The sequence below is a fragment of the Microbacterium sp. genome, assembly GCF_003248605.1.
GTDB lineage: Bacteria > Actinomycetota > Actinomycetes > Actinomycetales > Microbacteriaceae > Microbacterium.
The window spans coordinates 25937-51350 of record NZ_QFPF01000004.1 but is presented as its reverse complement, the minus strand read 5'-3'; the positions used below and the strand labels follow the sequence as shown (position 1 = coordinate 51350).

The window sequence follows — 25414 nt, the reverse complement described above, 5'->3', positions numbered from 1 at the left end:
ACTCGTCCTTGACCAGGCGCAGCTCCGAGACGGCGCGCGTCAGATCGTCGTCCGCGTCGACGACACGATCGCCCGGCAGAGCGGTGAACTCGTCGAGGGGCGCCGTCGCGAGCGCGAGCTCGGCCGCGACACCCGCCCGGGAGGGGCGGGGGCCGATCCAGAACTCGCCGATCGAGGCGTCCGAGTAGAACTCCGCCGTCGTGCGGTCGGCGCGCTCGCGGAAGTACAGCGTCGCCGTGTGCCCCCCGTCGGTGGGATCGAGGACGAGCACGGAATCGGGCTCGGCATCCCTCTCCCACCCGGTCAGGTGGGCGAAGGCGGAATGCGCGCGGAACGGGTAGTCCGTGTCGTTGCTGCGCTGCTTGAGGGACCCGGCCGGAACGACCAGGCGCTCGCCGGGGAACGACGCCGACACGACGGCGCGGCGCGCGGCGGCGAAGGATGCCTGGGCGCGGGCGGACGGAAGGCTCTCGGGCCGCTCGGCCCAGCCGGTGGAGATGGTGTCGAGGAAACCCTGCCCGTAGCGCTGGCGGCGGTTGGTGTTCGCCTGCTCTTCGCGCTGCGCGGTCTCGTCGGCGGTGTCGATCGTGCGGGTCTCGCCTGTCGTGCTCATCGCTCCAGTCTCGCACGGCCCTCGCGCCCGCAGGGGGTCAGTCGACGGGCTCGAGCTGCGCCACGAGGGGACGGTGATCGCTGCCCGAGTCGTCCATGGATTTCAGCACGATCGAGCCTGTGACCCGCCAGTGCGAGGAGTACATGACGTGGTCGATGGGCGCGCCCAGCAGCGCCGGCACGCGGGTCGACCACGTGCCGAGGGCGCCGTTGCCGGAGTCGGCGGCGGCATCGCGGCAGTGGCCGAGGGTACCGCCGTCGACGCCGAGGCGCTGCATGTGATCGATCGTCGCGTTGAAGTCGCCGGCCATGATGACGTCCTCGTCGACGCACTGATCGGCGAGCCACCGCAGGTCGTCGCGCCACTGGTCCATGTACTCCTCGCGCGGGGCGACCGCGTGCACGGCGACGACGATGGGTCCCTCGCCGTCGATCGGCATCGCCACCGCGCTCGGCAGAACGGCGGTGTTGCTCGTGCCGTCCTGCGACGACGCGATCACGGAGTAGTCGCCGAGTTCGGGGGTGATCAGCAGGGTCGTGGAGCGCGCGTCCCAGGAGTCCACGCCGAACTCGACGTGATGCGCCCACATGGGACTGCCGAGCTCGCGCATGGCGATGGCGATGGCCTCGCCCGTCTCGATGGTCGTCTCGGGCAGGGAGATGATGTCGGCGCTCATGGCGACCGCCGTCTGGGCGACGGCCGCGGGATCGGTCGCCTCGCCGGCCGTGTTCCACGTCATGACCCGCACGCTCGTCTCGGTCTCGGCGGGCAGCTCGGTGGTGCCGAGGCCCCGCGAGACGAGGGTGGCCGCCCCGATGCCCGCCGCGACGAGAGCGATGGCCGCGATGGAGAGGGCGAAGCCGCGCAGCGGACGTGCGAGTGCGAACAACAGGAACACGAGCGCGGTGACCGCGAACCCGGCGACGATCAGCGGCCGGAAGGAGATGGCCTGCGCGAGGGGGAACATCTGGTCGACCCGGAAGAAGACGGGCCAGGTCAGCACCGCCGCCGCGATCGCGAACAGCACGGCGAGCAGGACCCCGAGCACGCGCAACACGCCCCCGACACTACGAGCACAGCCTGGGAGAACAGCGGATGCCGGCGCCCGGCGGGTGGCACCCGGCCGGTCGGCGTGCGCTCCGCTGTACGCTCGTGGGGTGATGGGTGGGCGGCGCTTCGAGGGCCCGAGCGACCTGCACCTGCACTCGCTGCGATCGGATGGCACCGAGCCGCCCGAGGGGGTGGTGCAGTCGGCGCACCGCCATGGCCTGCGCACGATCGCCCTGACCGACCACGACACCACCGCGGGCTGGGCGGAGGCCGCCCAGGCCACATCGTCGCTGGGCATGACGCTGATCCCCGGGATGGAGCTCAGCGCCAAGCACGAGTGGCGGAGCGTGCACGTCCTGGCGTACCTCTTCGATCCCGACGATGCGGCGCTGCGTGCCGAGATGGACCGCATCCGCGACGACCGCGTCGGACGCGCCGAGCGCATCGTCCGCAACATCTCCCGCGACTACGACCTCACCTGGGACGACGTCGTGGCCCAGACATCCCACGGCGCGACCGTCGGGCGTCCCCACATCGCCGACGCGCTCGTGGCGCGCGGGCTCGTGCGGGACCGATCCGAGGCGTTCGACAGCATCCTCCACCCGCGCGAGGGCTACTACGAGCCGCACTACGCGCCGGGTCCCGAGACGGCGGTGCGCCTGGTCGTCGCCGCGGGTGGGGTGCCGATCATCGCCCACCCCACACCGGCGGGCCGCGGACGGATGCTGCCCGTCAGCGTCATCGAGCGGCTCATCGCCCTTGGGCTCGCGGGTTTCGAGATCGATCACCGCGAGAACACCGCCGACGGAAAGCGCCTGCTCCGGGACATCGCGGCACGCCACGACCTGATCGTCACGGGATCCAGCGACTACCACGGCCTGGGAAAGCCCAACCTGCCGGGGGAGAACACGACGTCGGACGAGATGGTCGCGCGGATCATCGAGCGGGGCTCGGGCACCTCGCCCGTGCGGGCCTGACACCGGGAGCACGAACGGCCCCCGCCCCCCCCGAAGGCGGGGCGAGGGCCGTTGACCGGCGGACCGCTCAGTGCGAGAGCGCGCGCGCCTTGATCTGGTCGTACTCGGCCTGCGTGATCGTGCCCGCATCGAGCAGGGCCTTTGCCTTGGCGATCTCGTCGGACGGGCTCGTGCCGGCGGCCTGCTTGATGTACTCCTCCTGCGCGCGGTGGATGGCCTGAGCCTGCGCTGCGCTCCGCTCGCCCATGCCCTTGCCCCGGGCGATGAGGTAGACCAGGGCGCCGAGCCACGTGGTCACGAGCAGGAAGACGATCCACAGCGCCTTCCACCAACCGCTCAGCTTGTGGTCGCGGAAGAGGTCGCTGATGATCGAGAACAGCACCATCAGGTAGGCGAAGAAGATGAAGATGGCCAGGAACCACCAGATGAGGTCCCAGAAGGAGCCCCAGAAGCCCTGGTACTCGTAGCTGATGGGCGTCACGGCCTCGGTGAGGATGCGCACGGTGTGCCTTTCGACGGGGGGAGTCGACGCCTGCGGGCGTCATCGCTCAAGATAGCGCTCCGCGCCGCGTGCGCGCGTCACCGACGCCGTAACAATTGCCGCCCGGTCAGGCCGCCCCGGCCGTGCCGGACGGGCGACGCCGCCGCCGGCGACGCCGGGCGGGTGCGGGGTGGCCGTCGTGGTGCTCCGCTCCGCCGCCGTCGTGCGTCCCGCCGCCCTCGGCGCGGGCTTCGTCTGCGCCCGCGGGCGCCGCAGAGTCGCCCGCGGAACCGCCGCGCGAGCGCGACCGGCGCCTGCCCGGACGCTCCGTCGAGGTGGAGGTGGCAGCATCCTGGGTCTTGACCGCCTGCGTCTTGGGCGCGGTGACCAGGCGTCCCTTGGTGCCGGCGGGGATGTCGAGGTCGCTGAAGAGGTGCGGGCTCGAGGAGTAGGTCTCGACGGGCTCGGGCTGGCCGAACTCGAGGGCGCGGTTGATGAGCGCCCACTTGTGCAGGTCGTCCCAGTCGACGAAGGTCACGGCGATGCCGGTCTTCCCGGCACGACCGGTGCGGCCGGCGCGGTGCAGGTAGGTCTTCTCGTCGTCGGGGATCGTGTGGTTGATGACGTGGGTGACATCGTCGACGTCGATGCCGCGCGCCGCGACATCCGTGGCGATCAGCACGTCACGCTTGCCGGCCTTGAAGGCGGCCATCGAGCGCTCGCGGGACTCCTGGCTCATGTCGCCGTGCACGGCGGCGGCGTTGAATCCGCGGTCGCCGAGCTCGTCGACGAGCTTCTGCGCGGCGCGCTTGGTGCGCGTGAAGATGACGGTCTTGCCCCGGCCCTCGGCCTGGAGGATGCGGGCGATGACCTCGTCCTTGTCGAGCGAGTGGGCGCGGTACACGAGGTGGCGGATGTTGGCCTGCGTCAGGCCCTCGTCGGGGTCGGTCGCCCGGATGTGGATCGGGTTGGTCATGAACCGGCGCGCCAGGGCGACGATCGGGCCGGGCATCGTCGCGCTGAACAGCTGCGTGTGCCGGATCGCGGGGACCTTCTGGAAGATCTTCTCGATGTCGGCGAGGAATCCCAGGTCGAGCATCTTGTCTGCCTCATCGAGCACGACCTCGGTGGCGTTCGAGAGGTCGAGCAGGCGCTGGCCCGCGAGGTCGATCAGACGGCCGGGTGTTCCCACGACGATCTGCGCGCCGGCCTTGAGCTGCTCGATCTGCCCCTCGTAGGCCTTGCCGCCGTAGATGGCGACGACCGAGGTCGGGCGGTTGCGGGTGAGCATGTCGATGTCTTCGTACACCTGCACCGCGAGTTCGCGGGTGGGCACCACGATGAGGGCCTTCACTCCGGGCTCGGGGTGGGGACCCAGACGCTGCACGACCGGGATGCCGAAGCCGAACGTCTTGCCCGTTCCGGTCTTGGCCTGCCCGATGATGTCCTGCCCGGGAAGGCCGAGCGGGATGGTCTGCTCCTGGATGGGGAACGCGTCGACGATGCCCTTGGCGGTGAGGGTGTCGACGATGTCCTGGTCTACGCCCAGTTCGGCGAAGGTCGTCACGGTAGGTGTGCCTGTCCGGCAGTGAGAAGCTGCCTGTGTGCTGCCCCGAAGGGACGGGATGCGATCCACGCCCTTCACTCAGCCACAGGCGCGGGGTCCCGATCCGACGCCGGGACAGCGTCCACCCTACCCGAGGGGTTCCGCGGGGCCGCACTAGGCTGAGGCGCGTGCTGAACTGGTTCCGCCGCACCCGCACGCCCGGGCGCGTGCTCACGCTGCGCTCGCGCGGCGAGGCCTCGGGGGCGACACGGGTCGACTTCTCCGAGCTCGCACCCGACGTCGACACGTTCCTCGGCCAGGCCGCCTACCTGCAGCTGGGCTACTTCGAGACGCTGACACAGCTGATCGCGGCGACGCCGGAGTTGTCGCAGAAGGAGTCCCTGTCGCGGGCCGCGGGGGCGGCGCTCACCAAGCATCAGGCACTCGTCGCGCTGATCCGCGACCGCGGCGACGATCCGACAACTCTCATGCTGCCCTTCCGCGAGCAGCTCGACGGGTTCCGGCGCGTCACGCACGGCGTGCGCACCATGGAGACCCTCCTGAGCGTGCATCTGACGGCGGGGCTGCTCGATGACTTCTATCACGCGCTCGCCTCCAGCTACGCCGACACCGGTCGCCGCGTCTCCCGCATCCTCGAGGCCGACGACGACCGCGGGGTGATCGTCGAGATCATCGCCGAGACGATCGCCAGCGACGAGGAGTGGCGCTCGCTGCTCTCGCTCTGGGGGCGGCGCCTGGTCGGCGACACGCTGATCGTCGCGCGCGCCGCGCTCGAGACCGGAGAAGCTTTGGATTCGGCGGCCGAGAAGCGGGTCGAGCCGGTGTTCACCGAGCTGATGGCGGCCCATGCGCGCCGGATGGACGCGATGGGCCTGAACGCCTGAGCCCCGCGGGGTCGGCCGGAGGGCCGCCCGGGGTCAGAGGATGCCGAGGCGCTCGCGTTCGCGGGCGTCGTGCGCCGTGCGGGCCCGGGTGAGCAGCCCCAGCATCCCGGCGGTCGCGGCCGGGGGGACCAGGAGCGAGGCGGCCCAGATCCACGGGTTGTCCTCAGTCAGACCCGCCCACGTCAGGGCGGTCCAGATCACGCCCGCCAGCGCCGCCGCGAGGATCGGCGCGAGTGCCGCTGCGCGCAGCGCTCGTCCGGGGAGGGCGTAGTGCAGGCCGAGGCCCGCGGCCGCTCCGACGACGAGCGCCAGGACGATCAGCATCCCGCGGTCAGCCGACGAACCCGACCCGGCGCAGCTCTTCGGTGCCCAGTTCGACGTAGGCGAGGCCGGCGGTGGGGATGATGTAGGAGTTGCCCTTGGAATCGGCGAACGACACGTGGGTCGCGCCCGCATCGAGGGCTCCCGTCACCGAGGCCCGCACCGTCTCGGCGGGCTCGGAGGTCTCGAAGGTGAGCTCCCGGCCGGTGTTGGCGATGCCGATGCGAATCTCCACGGATGACTGCCTTTCTCTCCGCGCCGGGGTGGCGCCGGGCGACACCAGAAACTCTACGACACGGCCCGCCGGTGCCACCCCGTGCGCGTCACGCTGAGGGCGAACGTGCCCGGGGTCGGGTGCACAGCTGCGGACAGCGGGCGTGACGCGCCGCGGCATGCGGCTCCTCGCCGGCGTGTCTCGGTGTCGTGTCCGCAGCTGTGCACACCCGCGGGGCGAACGGGGCGACGGGGGATGTCGGAGTCGGCGTCTAGCGTGGAGGCATGACCTCGCAGCACCCCGGTCTCGACACCGCACAGCGCGCCGTCGTGGAGCTGCCGCCCGAGGCATCGGGAGTCGTCATCGGTGCGCCCGGCACGGGCAAGACCCGGGCGCTCGTCGACCGTGTGCGGCGGCTGCTCGCCGCGGAGGGCGGCGCGGGACTGCTGCCGGAGCAGGTGCTCGTCCTGACGCCGACGCGGCAGACGGCGACCGCGCTGCGCGATCGCCTGGCGGTCGTCGCCGATCGTGCGACCTCCGGCGCACTCGCCCGGTCGATGTCGGCGTTCGCCTTCCAGGTGGTGCGCGCCGCGGCCGTGCACGCCGGCGACGAGCCGCCCGTGCTGCTCAGCGCGCCCGACCAGGACCGCATCATCGCCGAGCTGCTCGAGGGCGACGCCGCCGATGCCCAGGCGGGCCTGCCGTCGCGCTGGCCGGCCGGCCTCGACGCGGGAGTGCGCGCGTCCCGCTCCTTCCGGGCCGAGTTGCGCGCCCTCTTCGCCGAGTGCGGCGAGCTCGGCGTGGGCCCCGAACGTCTCGCCCAGCTCGGCCGCGCTCGACGGTCCGACGAGTGGGTGGCGGCGGCATCCTTCCTCTCCGATTACCGCTTCGCGGCGGCATCGATGCGCTCCGCCCACCGCGACCCCGCCGACCTGCTGCGCGAGGCGGCCGCGCTGCTGGGCGGGTCGGGTGGCTTCGGCGGGGCCCCGATCGGCCCGGCCGCCGCGCTGCGGGCGGTGCTCGTCGACGACGCGCAGGAGCTGACCCGTGGTGGCCTCGCGGTGCTGCGCGCGCTGCGCGCCCGGGGGGTCGCCGTGCTCGCCTTCGGCGACCCCGACATCGCCTCGGGAGCGTTCCGCGGGGCGAGCCCCGAGCTGTTCGCCAGACTGTGCGATGCTCTCGGCGCGGTGCACGTGCTCGAGAACCCTCACCGCGCGACGCCCGCCCTCACGCGACTGGGGCGCGAGATCACCGCGGCGATCGGGGCCTCCGGCCGCGTCGAGCATCGCCGACCGCCGGGGCCCGTCGTGCCGGACGCCGGAGTGCGCACGATCCTCGCGCCGTCCGCGTTCGAGCAGATCGATCTGATCGCGCGCACGCTCCGCGAGTGGCACCTGCTCGATGACATCCCGTGGTCTCGGATGGCGGTCATGGCCCATGACACGCGCCAGGTCGCCGAGCTCGAGGCCGAGCTCGGCGCGCGCGAGGTGCCCACGCGGGCCGCGAGCGTACCGCGACCGCTCGGTGCCGAGCCGGTCGTGCGCGACCTCGTCGAGATCGTGCGACTCGGCATCGCACCGCCCCATGAGCGCGACCCGGACGCGCTCATGGCGGCGCTGCGTTCGCCGTTCGGCGCGCTCGACGCGGTCGGGCTGCGTCGACTGCGCGCCCGCCTGCGGCACGCCGAACTGGCCGCAGAGGGCACGCGCCCGGCGCGCGAGCTGCTGCGCGAGGCGATGTCGCGCCCGCTCGAGCTCGCCCTCATCGACACGCCCGAGGCCCGCGCGGCCGAGCGCCTCGCGCTCAGCCTGCAGATCGTGCACGACGATGCCGCGCGGGGCGCGACGGTGCACGAGTTGCTGTGGACGGTGTGGAACAGGGCGAGGGATGCCGGCGGGCGGCCGCTCGCGCGCGCCTGGCACGAGGCGGCCACATCCCACGGGGGCCAGGCTGCCGAGACGGGGCACGCCCTCGACGCGCTCGTCGCCCTCTTCGACGCCGCCAAGCGCGCCATCGAGCGCTCACCCGACGAGAGACCCGAGTCCTTCATCCACCGCATCCTCGACAGCGACGTGCCCGAAGACACCCTCACCGCCCCCGAGCGTCCGGAGACGGTGCGTCTGCTCACTCCCGCGGCCGCGCTCGGCACCGAGTTCGAGGCGGTGGTCGTGGCGGGGGTCCAAGAGGGCGTCTGGCCGAACGTGCGCGTGCGCGGCGGGCTGCTCGGCACCTGGCGCCTCGCCGACGACCTGCAGGCCTGGCGCGAGGGCGACCCCGATCGCCCGGAGCCGGCCGTGCTCGATCGTCGCCGCGCCGCGCTGCACGACGAGCTGCGCCTGCTCGTCCGTGCGGTCTCCCGCGCGCGCTCCCGCTTGGTCGTGACCGCTGTCGACGACGACGATCAGGGCCCCAGTCCCTTCCTGTCCTTCCTGCCCGAGCCCGACGTCGAGATCGACGCCCTGCCCGGGCACCCGCTCACGCTGCGCGGACTCGTGGCCGAGCACAGGCGCACGCTGACGGCATCCACGTCGGCGGCAGCGCGCGCACACGCGGCGGGTCAGCTGGTCGTGCTCGCGCGCGAGGGGGTGCCCGGCGCCCCCGTCGATCAGTGGTTCGGCATGGCCGCGTCCACCTCGACCGGACCGCTGCGCGATCCCGCCCGCGGCCCGGTGCACGTCTCTCCTTCGCGTCTCGAGGGCTTCGAGACCTGCGCTCTCGACTGGGCGATCCGGGCGCTGGGCGGCGACACCCGCTCGTGGTCGGCGGGAGTGGGCACGATCCTGCACGCCGCGCTCGAAGAGGTGCCCGGGGGTGAGGAACACCTTCTCCAGGCGGTCGTCGACCGGCGTTGGGGTGAACTGGATTTCGAGGCGCCGTGGATGGGTGACAAGGAGCGCGCCTGGGCGACGGAGCTGGTGGGCCGGCTGCACGCCTACCTCGCACGATTCCATCGAGAGCAGGGGCGCACGCTCGGGGCCGAGGCACGTTTTCGCATCGCCGTCGACATGGATGCGCGCGGCGAGACGGGCGAGCCGGTCGTGCGCGCGCTCGCCGACGGCACTCTCCGAGACGACACGGGGGGTGCGCGTCTCGCGCTGCTCAGCGGATCCGTCGACCGTGTCGAGGTGTATCCCGACGGGCACGGCGAAGACGTGCCGTACGGCCAAGGCGGGGGAGATCGGGTGATGATCGTCGACCTCAAGACCGGTCGTTCGGAGACTCGCGTGTCGGACGAGAAGGTCGAGGGCGATCCGCAGCTGGCCGCCTACCAGCTCGCGCTCCTCGAGGGACTCATCCCGGGCGCCGACCCGGCATCAAACGCCGGCGCCCGGCTGCTCGTGCTCTCCAAGACCCTGAAGAACACGCGGTACCGCCTCGCTCGGCAGGCACCCCTCGACGCGGCCGGGCGCGCCCGATTCCTCGACGCCATCGTCGCCGTCGCCGAGGGAATGGCATCGCACGTGTTCGAGGCGAAGATCGACGCCCACTGCAATGACGACCGTTTCGCGGTGTGCCGTGTGCACACCATCAAGGCGGTGTCGGCATCATGACCAGCGACGCCATGTCTGCGTCGGCGACCGCCGCGCGCGCCTGGAGCAGGCCGCTCGCGCTCTCGGCGGCGCAGGTCGCGGCCGCGCTAGGGCTGCCCACACCCACGCCCGAGCAGCAGCGGGTGATCGAGGCGCCGCCGACTCCGGCGCTGGTCGTCGCGGGGGCCGGCAGCGGCAAGACCGAGACGATGGCGGGGCGAGTGGTGTGGCTCATCGCCAACGGGCACGTGCGCCGCGACGAGGTGCTCGGGCTGACCTTCACCCGCAAGGCCGCGGGTGAGCTCGCCGAGCGTATCGACCAGCGCCTCGCAGTGATGGGCGAGTACGCGCGCAGGGGGCTGCTGGCGCAGGTGCCCGCCCTGATCGCCTCGGGACGACTCGGCCGGTTCTGGGCGGGCGTCGACGGCGCGTCGCCGCGGGAGCGCCGCGCCGCTCTTGCGGTCCTGCTCGACGACATCGCCGCGGCCGCCGATGCCCATCAGACCGACGTGCACCCCGCCGCGGGGCACGACCGCAGCGACGATCTGCTGCTGCGGCCGAGGGTCGCCACCTACAACGCGTTCGCCGACGCGATCGTGCGCGAGCACGGTGCGCGCATCGGCCGGGACGCCGACGCGGCGCTGCTGAGCCAGTCCGGCTCGTGGCTGCTCGCGCGGCGTGTCGTGGTGGCGGCCGACGATCCCCGCCTCTCCGCGCGCGCCGAGGCGTTCTCGAGCGTCGTGGATGCCGTGCACCGGCTCGCCGGCGAGATGCTCGACAACCGGGCCGACCCCGACGCGGTGGCCGCCTACGGCGAGAGATGGGGGCGCGCGCTCGAGCAGTTCGTCAATCCCGCACTCGCCAACCCCGGTCCGATCGAGAAGTTCCACGCCGCGATGACGGGGCTCCCCGTGCTGGCCGGTCTCGTGCGCGAGTACGCCGCCCGCAAGCGGGCGGATGACACCCTCGACTTCGCCGACCAGGTCTCCGGTGCGCTCGAGATCGTCGAGGGGTCACCCGAGGTGACCCGGACGATCCGCGAGCAGTACCGCGTGGTGCTGCTGGACGAGTATCAGGACACATCCGTGATCCAGACGACGCTGCTCTCGACGATCTTCGCCGACGCCGCCGTCATGGCCGTGGGCGACCCGCACCAGTCCATCTACGGGTGGCGCGGCGCGTCCGCCGACAACCTCGCCGCGTTCCCCCGGCTGTTCGCCCGCGAGCTGCCGTGCGGCAGCCACGGTCTGATGGTCAGCTGGCGCAACGACCTCGAGATCCTGCGGGCGGCCAACAGCCTCGTCGCGGGTGCCGAGGCGTCGGGTGTGCCGGTTGGAGCTCTCGAAGCCCGACCGGGCGCGGTATCCGGCCGGGTGGCGTGCCGCTTCCTGCGCACGATCGATGACGAGGCCGAGGAGGTCGCCCGCTGGTTCGCCGACGTGCGCGGGCGACACGAGCACAACCAAGCCGTGCTCGCGGCCGAGGCCGTCGCCGCCGGCCGCGAGCCGGTTTCGCCCCGCGCCCACTCCGGGGCGATCCTCTTCCGCACGAAGCGACACATGAACGCGTTCGCCGAGGCGCTCGCGCGGCATGACATCCCGCACCGCATCCTCGGTCTCGGCGGGCTGCTGACCACCCCCGAAGTCGTCGACGTCGTCGCGGCGCTGCGGGTCATCCACGACCCCACGCAGGGATCATCGCTGATCCGTCTGCTGGTCGGACCGCGCTTCGGCATCGGCGTCGCCGACATGGCGGCCCTGCACGAGCTGGCCGACACGCTCTCCCGGCGCGACGGGTCGCTGATGCCGCTGCCGCCCGAGCTCGCGGCCCGCGTGCGCGGCTCCGCGGGCGCCGATGAACAGCTCTCGATCATCGACGCGCTGGAGTTCGTGCGCCAGGCGCGGGCGGACTACCGGCTGCTGGAGGGATTCACCGACGAGGGGCGTGCCCGGCTGCGTTCGGCCGGCGAGATGTTCGAGCGCCTGCGCCGCGCGGTGGCTCAGCCCATCCCCGACCTGATCCGCCTCATCGAGCTCGAACTGCGCCTCGACATCGAACTCGCGGCCAACGAGAGCCGCGGCCCCGCGCGCATCGCGTCCGCGCAGCTGCGCGCCTTCCTCGACGAGGTGCGCGCCTTTCTCACCGCGGACGAGCGGGGATCGATCGGATCGCTGCTGGCTTGGCTCGACCACGCCGAAGACACCGACGAGCTCATGCCCCGTCCCGAGCCGCCGCAGCCCGGAGTGGTGCAGCTGCTGACGATCCACGGATCGAAGGGCCTCGAGTGGGATGCCGTGGCCGTCGTGCGCCTCGTCGCCGACGAGCTGCCCAAGGCGCCCCGCAGCGTCGGCGGCTGGACAGGGTTCGGAGTGCTGCCGACGGCGTTCCGCGGAGACGCGGACGCGCTGCCCGCCCTCGCGGTCGACCCGTCCGGCATCCCCGACGCCCCCGCGCTGCGCAAGGCGTTGACGGCGTTCCGCGAAGACAGTCGCGCCCACCAGGAGGCCGAAGAACGCCGGCTGGCCTATGTCGCCGTGACGCGAGCGCGCTCCGAGCTGCTGCTCACCGGTTCGCAGTGGGGCGGGCAGCGCAGCGCCCGCCGGCCCAGTCCGTACCTGGACGAGATGGTGGCGGCGCTCGGCCGCGAACCGATCGACCCGGGCGACGCCGGCGAGAACCCCTACCTCGAGCGCGGCGGCCAGGTGCTGGCCTGGCCGCTCGATCCGCTGGGCGAGCGCGGGGCTCTCGTGCGGCGCGCGGCCGAACAGGTGCGCGAGGCCGCGTCCGAGACGGGGCCGTCGACCGCTCCCGACCCGATCCTCGCCCGGCTGCTGGCCGAGCGCGAGCGCCGGGCGCGCGGACCGGCCCTGGACGCCCCCACCCGCATCCCCGCTTCGCGGTTCAAGGACTATGTCGGCGACTATCGGGCGACCGTCTCGGCGATCAGCCGACCCCTTCCCGAGCGTCCGTACCGGCAGACGCGTCTGGGCACGCTCTTCCACGCCTGGGTGGAGCGCCGCTCCGGCCGTGTGACGGGCGGCCCCTCTCTCGACGATGCGCTCTGGGAGACCGATGACGAGGTGAGCGAGACCGAAGCGTCGGCCGCGGACGCGGTCGACCTGGCGCTTCTGCGCGCGAACTTCGAGCGCTCCGAGTGGGCGCCGCTCGCCCCGCTCGAGGTCGAGGCCGAGATCGACTTCGCGCTCCGGGGCGCCGACGGGTCATCGCACGTGGTGATCTGCAAGCTCGACGCCGTCTATCGGCGCGACGACCGCGGCGGGCGGATCGAGATCGTCGACTGGAAGACGGGGCGCGCCCCGCGCACGGCCGCCGAACGCGACGAGCGGATGCTGCAGCTGGCGCTGTATCGCGTCGCCTATCATCGCGCGCACGGCGTGCCGCTCGATGAGATCGACGTCGCCCTCTACTACGTCGCCGACGACCTCATCATCCGAGGTTCCGAGATCTACTCCGAGGCCGACCTGGCCCAGCGCTGGAACGCGGCGCGTGAGGCGCGGGCGGCCTCCACCGCTTCGTCGGTCTCGGGTGCGGCATCCGGGGTCGAGGCATCGGCGGGCGCGGCCTCGGGTGGGGCCTCGGTGCCGGGCTGACGGGTGCCCGTCCAGCTCGAGAGGGAGATCGGCTCGATCGGTGCGGTCTCGTCCGCCGCGTCGCCGACCGCCTCGATGCGGGCGGGTGCACCCAGCCCCTCCGCGCGCGTGACCGGCGTGGGGGCGGTCTCTCCGCGCTCGCGCATGCTCGCCTCGAAGAGCGACACCATCTCAGGGTCGTAGGCGTCTGTCTGCATCGCGATCGATGCCTCGTGCTCTTGTGCGGCGGTGCGCGGTGCGGCGTCGGCGAGCACGGCGATCGCGTCGTCGACGCCTCCGACCGCGGCCGGAGCAAGGCGCGACGCCGACGAGCCGAGTCCCTCGACCAGCGCGTCGAGCAGCCCGACGGCGTCGTCGACGATGTCGGCGCGGTGCTGCTCGTGACCGTGGAGCAGCCACTTCGCGAACTCGAGCTCGGCATACAGGCGCGCACGCGTGCGCAGGTTGGCATCGGGGGAGCGGTCGGCGGCTTCGGCGTAGGCCGCGTAGATGTCATCGGCCGCCTCGGCGGCGCCCGCGATCCAGTGCAGATCGACGGCGGGATCGCCCACGCTGAAGGCCTGCCACCCCAGCACCCCGACGACGGTGGGCACGTCGCGGCGGTCTTCGAACACGAACGAGAGCGCCGACGCCTCGCCCAGGACCACGCAGGACTCGAACCGCCACAGATCGTCGTCGTCGACGGCCCGTCGCCAGCGCGTGGCGAGGGCGGCGGGCAGGCGGCGGGTGTCGGCCGTGCGCTCGATGAGCGTGCGCACGGCGTCACGCACCTGCTCCGGTGTGCGCACGGGCAGGCCCTCCGCGCGGACCACGGACGCCGGCAGCGCGTGCAGTGCCGCGAGCGAGATGCCGATCGACTGCGCCGCTCCCGGCCCCCCGGGCAGATCCGCCGCCTCGACGCGGTATCCGGGCAGCAGGTCGGTCACGAGCGCTCGGGCCTCGCCGAGGATGGCTTCGCCCAGGAGCTCGGGGGCGCGGAAGGGCAGGAGGGCACGGGCGCCCGAGGTGAGCGCCCGCAGTGCCAGGGCCTCGGCGGCGAGGTCGCTCGCGGCCGACGGGTCGACGGGAACGCGCACGACGACGCGTCGTCCGTCGGCGAGACCGACGGCGGCGCTGTCGTAGCGCCCCGACTCGCCCGCCGAGAGCGGCGCGGCCGAGATGGCGGCCGCCCCGGGCAGGGCCGCGCTCACCGTCGCGGCTAGAGTGAGGGGGGAGCGGGTCATGCCTAAAGGGTAGGTCGAGCGCTCGCCGCTCTCCCCACGCCACGCCCGCGAAAGGGGTCATCCATGCCGCTGACGGGCGCCCCCGACGGACTCCTGCCCGTCGGGACACCGATCGATCGAGCCGCCGCGCTGCGCGATCAGCCGGGGATCCTCGACGAACTCGCCGAGGATCCGACCAGCCGCGTCCTCGTGCTGCGCGGCGCCCGGGCCCCGCTCACCGCGGACGGGCTGGGGCTGCAGCTGCGCCCCGTGCACGACACCGACCTCGTTGTGCGCGCCCTGCTCGGGCGCGACGACGCGGGAGCCGTCCTGCTCGCGCTCGAGTACGACGATGCGGATCCCTCCTGGCGGCCCCTCGGCGGATGGGCCGAGCTGCGCACGGTCGGCGGCACGCTGCGCGCCCGGGACGCGGATCTGGCCACCCTCGCGATGAGCGTCGCGCGCTGGCTGCGCGACGCGGAGTTCTGTCCGGCGTGCGGAGCGCGCACCGAGGTGCGCCAGGCCGGCTGGTCCCGGCACTGCCCTTCCTGCGGTCGGGAGCACTTTCCCCGGACCGATCCCGCGGTCATCGTCGCCGTCACCGACGGCAATCGCCTCCTGCTCGGCTCCAACGCGGCCTGGCCGCAGGGTCGCTATTCATGTTTCGCGGGCTTCGTCGAGGCGGGCGAATCTGCCGAGGCCGCACTCGTCCGCGAGATCGAGGAGGAGTCGGGCGTGCGCATCGCCGCGGTCGAGTACCTCGGCTCGCAGGCCTGGCCCTACCCGCGCTCGCTCATGCTGGGATATCTCGCGCACACCTCCGACCCGGATGCCGCGCGCCCCGACGGCACGGAGATCGTCGAGGTGCGCTGGTTCGAGGCCGACGAGATCGGCGCCGCGCTCGCGGGAGAGGGCGACGTCACGCTGCCGGGCGCAGCATCCATCTCCCGCGCCCTCATCGAGCACTGGCACCGCACGGTGCGACGCGGTCGATGACGGACGCGGCAGACGGAGCGGAACGGGCGCTCGCGGATCTGGACGAGCGGCAGCGGGAGGCCGCGTCGACGGTACGGGGGCCGGTGTGCGTGCTCGCGGGAGCCGGCACCGGCAAGACGCGCGTGATCACGCACCGGATCGCCTACGGCGTCGACACCGGGATCTGCTCGCCGCAGCGCGTGATGGCCGTGACGTTCACGACGCGGGCCGCCGGCGAGATGCGGGGCCGGCTGCGCGCCCTCGGGATCGAGGGGGTCGCCGCGCGCACCTTCCACGCGGCGGCGCTGGCGCAGGTGAACTACTTCTGGCCGATCGTCGCGGGAGGTGAGAGCGCGCCCCCGGTGTCGCCCAACAAGGTGCGCGTGCTCGCCGATGCGGCCTCCCGCAACGGGCTCTCGCTCGATACTCCGACGCTGCGCGATGTCGCGTCCGACATCGAGTGGCGCAAGGTGTCGATGCTGACCCTCGAGGACTACGCCCGTCTCGGCCGGGCCGGAATCGGTCGGCTGAGCCCGGGCGCCGTGATCGACATGCACGATGCGTACGAGCGTCTCAAGGACGAGCGGCGTCAGCTCGACTTCGAGGACATCCTGCTGACCTGCGCCGGCATGATCGAGTCCGAGCCTCGCGTCGCCCGGGCGGTGTGGGAGCAGTACCGCCACTTCACGGTCGACGAGTACCAGGATGTCTCGCCGCTGCAGCAGCGCCTGCTCGAGCTGTGGGTCGGAAAACGCGACGACCTCTGCGTGGTCGGCGACGCCAGCCAGACCATCTACTCGTTCGCGGGCGCCGACCCGCGCTATCTGCTCGATTTCGAGCGCCGCCATCCCGGAGCCCTCGTCGTGCGTCTCGAGCGCAACCATCGCTCCGACCAGAGGGTGCTGGATGCTGCCAACGCGCTCATGCGCGGCAGGCCCGGGGCACTGCAGCTCGTGGCCGCCGCCGCAGCACGCGACGAGCCCGCCGCGGCTCCGGCAGCCGATGCCGTCGCGGCGGCGCCCGCCCTGCCGGATATCGCGGTCCGGGCCGCAGAGGATGAGATGGACGAGGCGCAGGCGGTCGCGGCGCAGATCCGGCGCCGGATCTCTGCCGGCGCCTCACCCGACGAGTTCGCGATCCTCTACCGCTCCCATGCGCAGTCGGCCGCGCTCCAGCGCGCCCTCGCGGCGGCCGGCATCGCGGCGAGCGTGCTCGGCGGAAAGCGCTTCTTCGAACTGCCCGAGGTGCGCGAGGCGGTCATGATGCTCCGCGGGGAGTCCGTCGCGGGAGGGCGTGGCCCGCTCGTTCCGGCCGTGCGGGACGTGCTGCGCTCGCTGGGTCTGACGGAGCAGCCCCCCGAGGCGGGCGGAGCGCTGCGCGACGCGTGGGAGGCGCGTGCGGCTCTCATGCGCCTGGCCGAGCACGCGGAGCCCGGGACGACCCTGCGCGCGTTCACCGACGATCTGGCGGCGCGTGCGAAGGACCAGCACGAGCCGGGGCTGCGTACGGTCACCCTCGCGACGGTGCACGCCGCGAAGGGACTGGAATGGGAGCGCGTGTTCATCGTCGGTCTCTCCGAGGGCCTGCTGCCGATCTCGCACGCGCGGGGACTCGATCAGATCGACGAGGAGCGGCGGCTGCTGTACGTCGCCCTCACGCGGGCACGGCGCGAGGTCGGGCTGTCGTGGTCGCGGCGGGGCGAGCGGGGGGACCGGGAACCGTCGCGATTCCTTGCGGAGCTCGGCATCCGCACGACGCGTGCGGCGGGTGATCCTGCACGGACGGCATCGCGTGCCCCGCGCGCATCAGCACGGACGAGCCGGAGCGAGGTGCGCTGAGAGCGCGCAGCACCGCGGCGGCAGCCCGGTGCATGAGCTCGACGGGCACCGGCGGGCTGGGCGCGACGAGCAGCTGGGTCGCGATGCGCGGCCACGCATCGTCTCGATCGCGTTCGGCGAGGTCGACGCACGTCGTACACGCCGTCTCGCCCGGGATGACGAGCGGGCCCACGCGCACGGTGCGTCCCGAGGCGATCACGGGCAGATGCGGTCGATCCGCGCGCAGGTGCACGGCGGCGCGCCGCGGATCGACGACGTGGCGGGCGAACAGCACGACGGCATCCACGCGGGGCTCCGTCCCCGCCACCCACTCGGACACCGCCCGCCCGTCGGCGTGCAGCGCCCGGCGCACGGTCTCGATCAGTGCTCCGGCGCCGGCCTCGCCGTCCACGCTCTCCAGGCCGACGCGGGCGAGCACCGGGGGTCGTGGCGCGTCGGGGTCGGTGCGCAGGAGGATCGCACCGAGGTCGTCGAGGAACCGTCGCACCTCCCGGGTGTGCACCCTGTGCAGATCGGCCCAGACGTCGATGCCCGATTCGGGGAACCCCCGCGCGAGCTCGATGAGAAGGCGCTCCTGCCATGGCGACGGGTCGGTCACGACGGCGACGGCGTCGCGGCCGATCTGGAGCGTGTCGGCGTCCCGCCAGAGCGGAAGGTGTGCGGGGTCGAGGCGCAGCATGAGCGTCATGCGCCGATTCTGGCGATGACAGGCCGCCCGGACGGTCTTCTCCACAGCGACCCGGGCAACCGACGCCCGGGTCATGCCCTGGGGAGGGGGCGCGGACCTATGCCGGACGCGGAGGCTCTTCCTCGCCCGTGGCGTCGTCCGAGGGGCTCGTCCCCTCACCCTCGCCGTCGTCGGGCGCCGGCTCCTCGCCCGCGAGGATGCGTGCGATGGCGTCGTCGAGTTCGTCGGCGCTCACCTGCTCACCGCGGGCGCGCGCCTGCAGCCGCGTGATGAGGGCGTCGGGGTCGTCGATGTCTTCGGCGGTCGGCATGAAGTCGGGGTAGTCCCAGAGGGAGTCCCGCGCCTCGATGCCGACGGCGTTCGTGACGGCGCGCCACATCGCTGCGGCCTCGCGCAGACGCCGAGGCCGCAGCTCCAGTCCCACGAGCGATCCGAGCGCCTGCTCCGCGGGTCCGCCTGCCGCGCGGCGGCGGCGCACCGTCTCGGCGATCGCGCCCGCCTTGGGCAGGCGCGCCGTCGCGTCCTCGGTGACGACATCCACCCAGCCTTCGACGGTCGCCAGCAGGGTCTCGAGCCGGCCGAGCGCCTGGCGCTGCGCCTCGGAGTGCGCCGGCAGCAGCGCGCCGCTCTCGAGCGCCTGGCGCAGCTCTTCGGGGCGCTGCGGGTCGAAGCGTCCGGCGAGGTCCTCGAGCGCCTCGGTGTCGACGCGGATGCCGCGCGCGAACTCGGTCACCTGCGAGATGACGTGCAGACGCAGCCACTTGGCGTGGCGGAACAGGCGCGCGTGGGCGAGCTCGCGCACGGCGACGGCGAGTGCGAGCTGGTCTTCGCCGATGTCGAGGTCGCGGCCGAAATCGGCGAAGTTCTGCGGCAGGATCGCGGCTTCGCCCGCGGGCATGACCGGGATGCCGACGTCACCGCCGCTGATCACCTCGGTCGAGAGGCGGCCCACGACCTGGCCGAGCTGGGTGGCGAACAGGGAGCCGCCGACGGTGCGCATCAGCCGGCCCGCGCCCTGCATCATCGCGCGCATCTCTTCGGGCGCCTGCTCCTCGAGCGTGGCGGTCAGGGCGTCGGCGATGCTCTCGGCGACGGGTTCGGCCAGCTCCTGCCAGACCGGAAGGCTCGCCTCGACCCACTGGGCGCGGGTGAGCACACGCGCGCTGTGAGCGAGGTCGGAGATCGTGGTGGCCTCGCCGAGCCAGAGCGTCGCGAGCGCGAGAGCCTCGTCGAGGTCCACGCGCTGGCCGTCGGTGACGCTGAGCGCGCCCGACTCGGCGATCTGCAGCGCCTGCCGCTTGGCGAGATCCCACGAGATGCCGTCACCGCCGCCCGCGAACGCGCCGCGCAGCTGCTGCGAGATCATGGCCAGCATGGAGGGATCGACCGGCATCCCGGTCAGTCGCTCGATCTCGGCGGGGTCTATCCCGCCCTGCCCGCCGAGCATGCGTCGCAGCAGTTCGGAGAGATCGTCTTCGTTGCGGGAGTCATCGGAGTCGTCGCCCAGCACTTCAGCCGCCTTTCAGCGTGGTTCGGGTCGGTGGTTCTACGCTAGTCGCAGCCGGCCGAGCATCTCCTGGACCCGGCCATCCGCCCTTACGCCGTTCGCGAACGGCGCCCCCGGAACCCGCACTCGACACACCCCGGTGCGCGCGCAGAAAGGCACCGCCGTGGCGCTGTTCGACGAATCGCTCGACATCGAGCCCCGCCGACGACCGCCGCTGCGCCGCTCGTCGCGCATCGGATTCGCCGCGCTCGCGGTGGCGCTCGTCATCCTCGCGGCTCTGTCGTTCCTGCCGACGGGGTACGTCATCCAGCAGCCGGGCCCGGTCTACAACACCCTCGGCACGGCCGCGACGGGCGAGGGCGAGGAGGTTCCGCTGATCAGCATCGAGGGCGCCGAGACCTTCGAGACCACGGGGTCGCTCGATCTGACGACGGTCCAGGTGGTCGGAAACCGCGAGCGCACGCCCTCGTGGATCGAGCTCGTCGGCGCGTGGTTCGACTCGTCCCGCGCGGTCGTGCCGATCGCCAGCGTTTTTCCCGCGGGGCAGACCAGCGAGCAGCGCAACGAGGAGAGCGCTCAGATGATGGTCGACTCCCAGCAGGAGGCCACCGCCGCCGCGCTCACCGCCCAGGGGATCGATGTGGGGGCCCGAGTGCGCGTGTTCTCCTTGCCCGAGGACTCGCCGGCCGAGGGCGTGCTCGAGGCCGACGACATCATCGTCGCCGCCGAGGGCGAGCCCGTCGACGACGTCGAGCAGCTGCGCGAGATCGTGCAGCGGGGCGAGGGCGACCCCGTGGCGCTGACCGTCGAGCGCGCGGGGCAGACCGAGCAGGTCGAGATCCTCCCCGAGTTCAGCGAGGATGCCGACGCCTGGCAGGTGGGCGTCTCGATCATCCACGACTACGACTTCCCCGTCGACGTCACCATCCAGCTCGACAACGTCGGAGGGCCCAGCGCCGGGATGATGTTCGCGCTCGGCATCATCGACACGATGACGCCGGGGGAGCTGACCGGCGGGCTCGACATCGCCGGGACGGGCACGATCGACGCCGACGGCGTCGTCGGGCCCATCGGCGGGATCCGGCAGAAGCTGTACGGGGCGCGCGGCGCCGGCGCCGAGTACTTCCTCGCCCCGGAGGCCAACTGCGACGAGGTCCAAGGCCACATCCCCGCGGGGCTCCAGGTGTTCTCGGTGGCGACCCTCGACGATTCCCTCGCCGCGCTCGAGACGCTGCGGGAGGGGGGCGACCTCGACGCGCTCCCCGCCTGCACCACCGGCTGAGGGCATCGGCCACCCTCCCGCCCATGCCCGGCGCGGCATCCGGGGCACTCTCGCGGCGGGCGCTCGGCGAAGGCCCAGATCCGCGCGCCTAGGATGGACGGGTGACCACGACTTCTGCGCCGAAGCCGGCGGCCCCCCGTACCACTCGTCGAGTCGTCGCGATCTCGCTCGCCGTGATCGCCGCGCTGCTCATCGGATTCTTCATCTTCGCGTCGCTGTACGCCGACTTCCGCTGGTATCAGCAGCTCGGCTTCGACAGCGTGCTGCTGACGCAGTGGATCGCGCGTGTCGTGATGTTCCTCGTCGGGTTCTTCGCGATGGCGGTGCCGGTGTGGCTGACCATCCAGCTCGCCTACCGGCTGCGCCCCGTCTACGCACGCCTGAGCAGTCAGCTCGACCGCTACCAGGAGGTCGTCGAGCCGCTGCGCCGGCTCGCGATGTGGGGCATCCCGATCTTCTTCGGATTCTTCGCCGGGTTCACCTCGTCGACCCAGTGGGAGACGGCGTGGCTCTGGGTCAACGGCGTCACGACCGACGTCACCGACCCCCAGTTCGGAATCGACACCGGCTTCTACCTCTTCGCGATGCCGTTCTACAGCGCGACGCTCGGCTTCGTCTCGGCCGTCCTGCTGATCTGCCTGCTCCTGACGGCGGTCGTGTCGTACCTGTACGGATCGGTGCGCGCCGGCCAGCGCGAGGGCGGTCGCTGGGAGCTGCGCATCTCGAAGTCCGCGCGCATCCAGCTCGCGATCATCGCGGGCCTGTACCTCGTCGTGCAGGCGGCGAGCCTCTGGCTCGACCGGTACAAGACCCTCAGTGAGACCGGCGACCTGATCACCGGCCCCGGCTACACCGGCGTCAACGCGATCATCCCCGGTCAGGCGATCCTCGCCGGCATCGCGCTCCTGGTCGCGATCCTCTTCTTCGTCACCGCGATCATCGGCCGGTGGCGCTTCCCCCTCATCGGCACCGCGCTGCTGCTGGTCTCGGCGATCGTCGTCGGAGTCGGCTATCCGTGGATCGTGGACCGTTTCCAGGTCGCGCCCAACCAGTTCACGCTCGAGGAGGAGTTCATCGAGCGCAACCTGGTGGGCACGAAGGAGGCGTACGGCATCGACGGGCTCGAGAAGACCGAGACGACGGCCGCGACCAACGCGGAGTCGGGCGCCCTGCGCGAGGACGCCGCCACGACGGCATCCATCCGCATCATGGACCCCGCCATCATCGGCCCCACCGTCCGGCAGCTCGAGCAGTTCCGTGCGTACTACCAGTTCACCGAGGTGCTCGACGTCGACCGCTACGAGATCAACGGCGAGTCGCAGGACACGGTCGTCTCGGTGCGTGAGCTCGACCTCGACGCCCTGGGCGATGCGGGAACGTGGCAGAACAACACCATCGTCTACACCCACGGCTACGGGCTCGTCGTCGCGGCCGGCAACCAGCGCACCCCCGACGGCAACCCCGTCTTCCTCGAGCGCGGCATCCCCACCACGGGATTCCTCAGCGAGAACCCCGACTTCCAGCCCCGCGTCTACTTCGGCGAGAACTCGCCGCTGTACTCGATCGTCGGCGCACCCGAGGGCTCCACGCCCGTCGAGCTCGACTACCCGCGCGGCGAAGAGGGGGCCAACGAGACCAAGACGACCTTCACGGGCGACGGCGGTCCCGCGATCGGCAACCTCTTCGACAAGCTGATCTACGCGATGAAGTTCCAGTCCACCGACATCCTGCTCTCGGACTTCGTCAACGAGGACTCGCAGATCCTCTACGACCGCGATCCCGCGCTGCGCGTGCAGAAGGCGGCGCCGTACCTCGAGCTCGACGCCGACCCGTATCCGACGGTCGTCGACGGGCGCATCGTGTGGGTCGTCGACGGGTACACGCTGGCCTCCACATACCCCTACTCGCGCACGGTGAGCCTGTCGCAGGCCATCACCGACAGCACCAACCCTTCGCCGCGATTCGCGATCGACGACATCAACTACATCCGCAACTCGGTCAAGGCGACGGTCGACGCGTACGACGGATCGGTCACCCTCTACGCGTGGGATCCCGAGGACCCGGTGCTGCAGGCATGGCAGAACATCTACCCGAACACCGTCGAGCCGATCAGCGAGATGGGTGGTGAGCTGATGAGCCACGTGCGCTACCCGACCGACCTGTTCAAGGTGCAGCGCGCCATGCTCGGGCAGTACCACGTCGATGACGCGCGCTCGTTCTATCAGCGCGACAACGCCTGGTCCACGCCCAACGACCCGCAGGACCCCAACCGCCTGCAGCCGCCCTACTACCTGACGATGCAGATGCCGGGACAGGAGGACCCCACGTTCTCGATGTTCACGACCTTCATCCCGCCGGGCACGGGCACGGCCTCGCGCAACATCCTCACCGGCTACCTCGCGGTCGACTCCGACGCGGGCTCGGTCGCGGGCGACGTCGCCGAGGACTTCGGCAAGCTCCGCATGCTCGAGATCAGCGCCGACACGACGGTGCCCGGTCCCGGCCAGGTGCAGAACACCTTCGACGCCGATCCGGTCATCTCGGGTCAGATCAACCTGCTGCGGCAGGGGCAGTCCGAGGTGCTCAACGGCAACCTCCTGACGCTTCCCGTCGGCGGCGGCTTCCTGTACGTCCAGCCGGTCTTCGTGCAGTCCTCCGGCGGCACCCAGCTGCCCACCCTGCAGAAGGTCCTGGTCGCCTTCGGTGACGACATCGCGTTCGAGGACACCCTCAACGAGGCCCTCGACACGCTGTTCGGTGGCGACTCCGGTGCCGACGCGGGCGATGGAGACGTCGATCCCACGGCCGAGCCGACCCCGGGCGACACGTCCTCGCCCGCTCCCTCGGAGCCCTCGGACGGCTCGGGCGGTGGCGTCAGCATCGAGGTCGACGCGCTCCTCGTCGAGGCCCAGCAGGCGATGCTCGAGCGTGACGCCGCGATGCAGGCCGGCGACTGGGCGGCGTATGGCGAAGCCGATGCGCGTCTGACCTCGGCGATCGAGCGCCTGCTCGCGCTGTCGGAGTAGGCGAGGGCGGGCCGCGGCATCCGGAGCCGATGACGCTCAGTGGGGCAGGAGGAATCCTGCCCCACTGTCGCGCGCCCGGTGGCGTTCTTCAGGCGGTGAGCGCCCACCACCAGATCAGCAGCAGGGTCACGCCGAAGCCCGCGATCTGGTTGAGCCACAGAAACCTGCGCCAGCCGGCGGTGGCGCGATGGGCCTGGGCATCGGGCACGCTCCGATACGGCCACACGGCGACCAGGTAGGGCAGCACGAGCAGTCCCGCGAGCGGGCCGGGCCACGTCGCGCCGAGCATGGCGACACCCGCGAGCGCGTAACAGAGCAGGGCGAATCGGACGGTCCATGCGGCACCCCGCACGGTCGCGATCGAGGCGATGCCCGCCTCGCGGTCGGCCACGACGTCCTGCACCGCCCCGAAGGCGTGCGACGCGATTCCCCACAGCGCGAACGCCACGATGATCGCGACGAGCGGGAGCGTCCACGTCGCTCCGGCGAGGACCAGGCCGTACACGGCGGGGGAGAAGAAGTGGATGCTGCTGGTCAGCGAATCCGCGAAGGGCCGCTCCTTCAGCCGCAGCGGCGGTGCGGAGTAGAACACGACGAAGAACATGCTGAGGGTCAGCACGAGCCACGACAGCGGATCGCCGACAGCCACGAGGTACACCAGGAAGGGTGCGCAGGACAGCCCCGCCGCCCACAGGGTGACGGGGTGCATGCGCCGATCGAGCACGGCCCCGTGCGCTCCGCCCTTTCGCGGGTTGCGCAGGTCGGATTCGTAGTCGAAGACGTCATTGACCCCGTACATGGCGAGGTTGTAGGGCACGAGGAAGAACAGCAGGCCGATGACCAGGGTCGCGTCGATCTCGCGCGCCGTCAGCAGGTACGCCGCGGCGAAGGGATAGGCCGTGTTGATCCAGCTCACCGGACGCGAGGACACGACGAGCTCGCGGGCGATGGTGCCGGCGGACAGGCGGGCGGAATCGTTCACGGGGTCTCCGGTCGGTGCAGAAGCGTCCAGACGGCGGGCACGAGGAAGGCGGCCGCGACGGGGTAGGCGAAGTCCTCGATCGGCGCGAGGCCCACACGCACCCCGCTGAGGTGTTCGGCGGGGTAGGTGAAGAGCCCGGCGGCGATCATCGCGTTGTCGAACACCGCCGTCAAGGCGACCAGCACCACGGCCGCCAGCGCGGACGCCGACATCCTGCGGGCGAAGTCGGGGCGGCGCGCGGTTGCGAGAGCCGTCACGGCGGCGATCAGCAGGAACGGCAGCACGATCAGGGGATACGTCACGCGTCGCTCCGCGGCGCGCCGGAGGACGCAGGAGGACGACGGGAGCGCCGTGCGAGCCCAAGACCCGCCGCCGCCGTGGTGATGAGGGCCAGGTAGCAGAGGAAGGCGAGGAAGAATACCTCCTCGAGCGGCAGGTGCGGTGCGAGGTCGATGCCGATGTAGAGGGGGGAGTCGCCCTTCACGAACACGCCCGTGCTGATGCCGACCGCGTCCCACGCGAGGAAGAACGCCGTGCCGATGCCCACCGCGGCGAGAGCGCGGGCCCGGGCCCCCGGCATCCACAACACGAGCCGGAAGCGACGGTCGAGCAGGGCGATCCCGGCGGTCGAGAGCAGGATCGCCAGCAGATACAGGCCCGGCACGC

18 protein-coding genes are annotated in these 25414 nt (G+C 72.1%); 8 read left to right on the top strand and 10 right to left on the bottom strand.

Going from position 1 to position 25414, the window contains the following annotated elements; genetic code table 11:
* Together DI573_RS01445 and DI573_RS01440 are read right to left on the bottom strand one after the other, a co-directional pair.
* Positions 1–613 (bottom strand): aminopeptidase P N-terminal domain-containing protein (locus tag DI573_RS01445; RefSeq protein ID WP_292809867.1); only part of this gene is annotated, 613 nt, incomplete at its 3' end.
* Positions 614–650: 37 nt separating this feature from the next.
* The gene (locus DI573_RS01440; RefSeq protein ID WP_292809865.1) at positions 651–1670 is read right to left on the bottom strand and encodes an endonuclease/exonuclease/phosphatase family protein; all 1020 of its coding nucleotides are present in this window, start codon (positions 1668–1670) and stop codon (positions 651–653) included.
* Positions 1671–1773: 103 nt separating this feature from the next.
* Here DI573_RS01440 and DI573_RS01435 point away from each other — a divergent pair, with 103 nt between their 5' ends.
* Positions 1774–2640 carry a PHP domain-containing protein gene (locus DI573_RS01435; protein ID WP_292809863.1) on the top strand — a complete coding sequence of 289 codons (867 nt, stop codon included), beginning with the start codon at positions 1774–1776 and terminating at the stop codon, positions 2638–2640.
* Positions 2641–2707: 67 nt separating this feature from the next.
* Here the strand turns inward: DI573_RS01435 and DI573_RS01430 are convergent, their stop codons facing one another.
* On the bottom strand, positions 2708–3142 hold the full coding sequence (locus tag DI573_RS01430; RefSeq protein WP_292809861.1) for an SHOCT domain-containing protein: 435 nt from the start codon (positions 3140–3142) through the stop codon (positions 2708–2710).
* 106 nt (positions 3143–3248) lie between these two features.
* A complete protein-coding gene (locus DI573_RS01425) occupies positions 3249–4688 on the bottom strand; it encodes a DEAD/DEAH box helicase (protein WP_292809859.1) in 1440 nt (479 codons plus the stop codon).
* Positions 4689–4855: 167 nt separating this feature from the next.
* Between DI573_RS01425 and DI573_RS01420 the strand changes: the two genes are divergently transcribed.
* Complete coding sequence (locus DI573_RS01420) at positions 4856–5572, top strand: ferritin-like fold-containing protein (RefSeq protein WP_292809857.1); 717 nt, start codon at positions 4856–4858, stop codon at positions 5570–5572.
* A 33-nt stretch (positions 5573–5605) separates the two neighbouring features.
* On the opposite strand, the gene DI573_RS01415 is transcribed toward DI573_RS01420, so the two are convergent.
* Together DI573_RS01415 and DI573_RS01410 are read right to left on the bottom strand one after the other, a co-directional pair.
* The gene (locus tag DI573_RS01415; protein WP_292809855.1) at positions 5606–5896 is read right to left on the bottom strand and encodes a hypothetical protein; all 291 of its coding nucleotides are present in this window, start codon (positions 5894–5896) and stop codon (positions 5606–5608) included.
* A gap of 7 nt (positions 5897–5903) precedes the next feature.
* Positions 5904–6128 carry a DUF3107 domain-containing protein gene (locus DI573_RS01410; protein ID WP_292809853.1) on the bottom strand — a complete coding sequence of 75 codons (225 nt, stop codon included), beginning with the start codon at positions 6126–6128 and terminating at the stop codon, positions 5904–5906.
* A 263-nt stretch (positions 6129–6391) separates the two neighbouring features.
* Here DI573_RS01410 and DI573_RS01405 point away from each other — a divergent pair, with 263 nt between their 5' ends.
* The 4 genes from DI573_RS01405 (at position 6392) to DI573_RS01390 (ending at position 17263) form a co-directional block, all read left to right on the top strand.
* The gene (locus DI573_RS01405; protein ID WP_292809851.1) at positions 6392–9658 is read left to right on the top strand and encodes an ATP-dependent DNA helicase; all 3267 of its coding nucleotides are present in this window, start codon (positions 6392–6394) and stop codon (positions 9656–9658) included.
* A gap of 11 nt (positions 9659–9669) precedes the next feature.
* Positions 9670–13248: an ATP-dependent DNA helicase gene (locus DI573_RS01400; RefSeq protein WP_292809879.1), complete on the top strand. Its 3579-nt coding sequence runs from the start codon at positions 9670–9672 to the stop codon at positions 13246–13248.
* A gap of 1286 nt (positions 13249–14534) precedes the next feature.
* The gene (gene nudC / locus DI573_RS01395; protein WP_292809849.1) at positions 14535–15446 is read left to right on the top strand and encodes an NAD(+) diphosphatase; all 912 of its coding nucleotides are present in this window, start codon (positions 14535–14537) and stop codon (positions 15444–15446) included.
* Complete coding sequence (locus tag DI573_RS01390; RefSeq protein WP_292809847.1) at positions 15443–17263, top strand: ATP-dependent helicase; 1821 nt, start codon at positions 15443–15445, stop codon at positions 17261–17263. Before nudC ends, DI573_RS01390 begins: the two co-directional genes overlap by 4 nt.
* Before the next feature lie 785 nt (positions 17264–18048).
* Here DI573_RS01390 and DI573_RS01385 read toward each other — a convergent pair.
* Positions 18049–19458: a zinc-dependent metalloprotease gene (locus DI573_RS01385; protein ID WP_292809877.1), complete on the bottom strand. Its 1410-nt coding sequence runs from the start codon at positions 19456–19458 to the stop codon at positions 18049–18051.
* Positions 19459–19621: 163 nt separating this feature from the next.
* On the opposite strand from DI573_RS01385, the gene DI573_RS01380 reads away from it, so the two are divergent.
* Entirely contained in the window at positions 19622–20740 is a 1119-nt protein-coding gene (locus tag DI573_RS01380; RefSeq protein ID WP_292809875.1) for a S16 family serine protease, read from the top strand.
* A 101-nt stretch (positions 20741–20841) separates the two neighbouring features.
* Complete coding sequence (locus DI573_RS01375) at positions 20842–23766, top strand: UPF0182 family protein (RefSeq protein WP_292809846.1); 2925 nt, start codon at positions 20842–20844, stop codon at positions 23764–23766.
* An 88-nt stretch (positions 23767–23854) separates the two neighbouring features.
* On the opposite strand, the gene DI573_RS01370 is transcribed toward DI573_RS01375, so the two are convergent.
* Genes DI573_RS01370 through DI573_RS01360 form a run of 3 tightly spaced genes read right to left on the bottom strand, consistent with a single transcriptional unit; the run spans position 23855 to position 25412 of the window.
* Complete coding sequence (locus DI573_RS01370; RefSeq protein ID WP_292809844.1) at positions 23855–24748, bottom strand: prenyltransferase; 894 nt, start codon at positions 24746–24748, stop codon at positions 23855–23857.
* A complete protein-coding gene (locus DI573_RS01365) occupies positions 24745–25050 on the bottom strand; it encodes a lycopene cyclase domain-containing protein (protein ID WP_292809842.1) in 306 nt (101 codons plus the stop codon). The genes DI573_RS01370 and DI573_RS01365 overlap by 4 nt, the downstream gene beginning before the upstream one ends.
* Positions 25047–25412 (bottom strand): lycopene cyclase domain-containing protein, encoded by a 366-nt coding sequence (locus tag DI573_RS01360; RefSeq protein WP_292809840.1) that lies wholly within the window; start codon positions 25410–25412, stop codon positions 25047–25049. The genes DI573_RS01365 and DI573_RS01360 overlap by 4 nt, the downstream gene beginning before the upstream one ends.
* Positions 25413–25414: the final 2 nt, after the last annotated feature.

Excerpts from the sequence above, each read along its gene's own strand:
- DI573_RS01405 (WP_292809851.1), top strand. The coding sequence starts at position 6,392 with ATGACCTCGCAGCACCCCGGTCTCGACACCGCACAGCGCGCCGTCGTG.
- DI573_RS01390 (WP_292809847.1), top strand. The coding sequence starts at position 15,443 with ATGACGGACGCGGCAGACGGAGCGGAACGGGCGCTCGCGGATCTGGAC.
- DI573_RS01400 (WP_292809879.1), top strand. The coding sequence starts at position 9,670 with ATGTCTGCGTCGGCGACCGCCGCGCGCGCCTGGAGCAGGCCGCTCGCG.
- DI573_RS01415 (WP_292809855.1), bottom strand. The coding sequence starts at position 5,896 with ATGCTGATCGTCCTGGCGCTCGTCGTCGGAGCGGCCGCGGGCCTCGGC.
- nudC (WP_292809849.1), top strand. The coding sequence starts at position 14,535 with ATGCCGCTGACGGGCGCCCCCGACGGACTCCTGCCCGTCGGGACACCG.
- DI573_RS01435 (WP_292809863.1), top strand. The coding sequence starts at position 1,774 with ATGGGTGGGCGGCGCTTCGAGGGCCCGAGCGACCTGCACCTGCACTCG.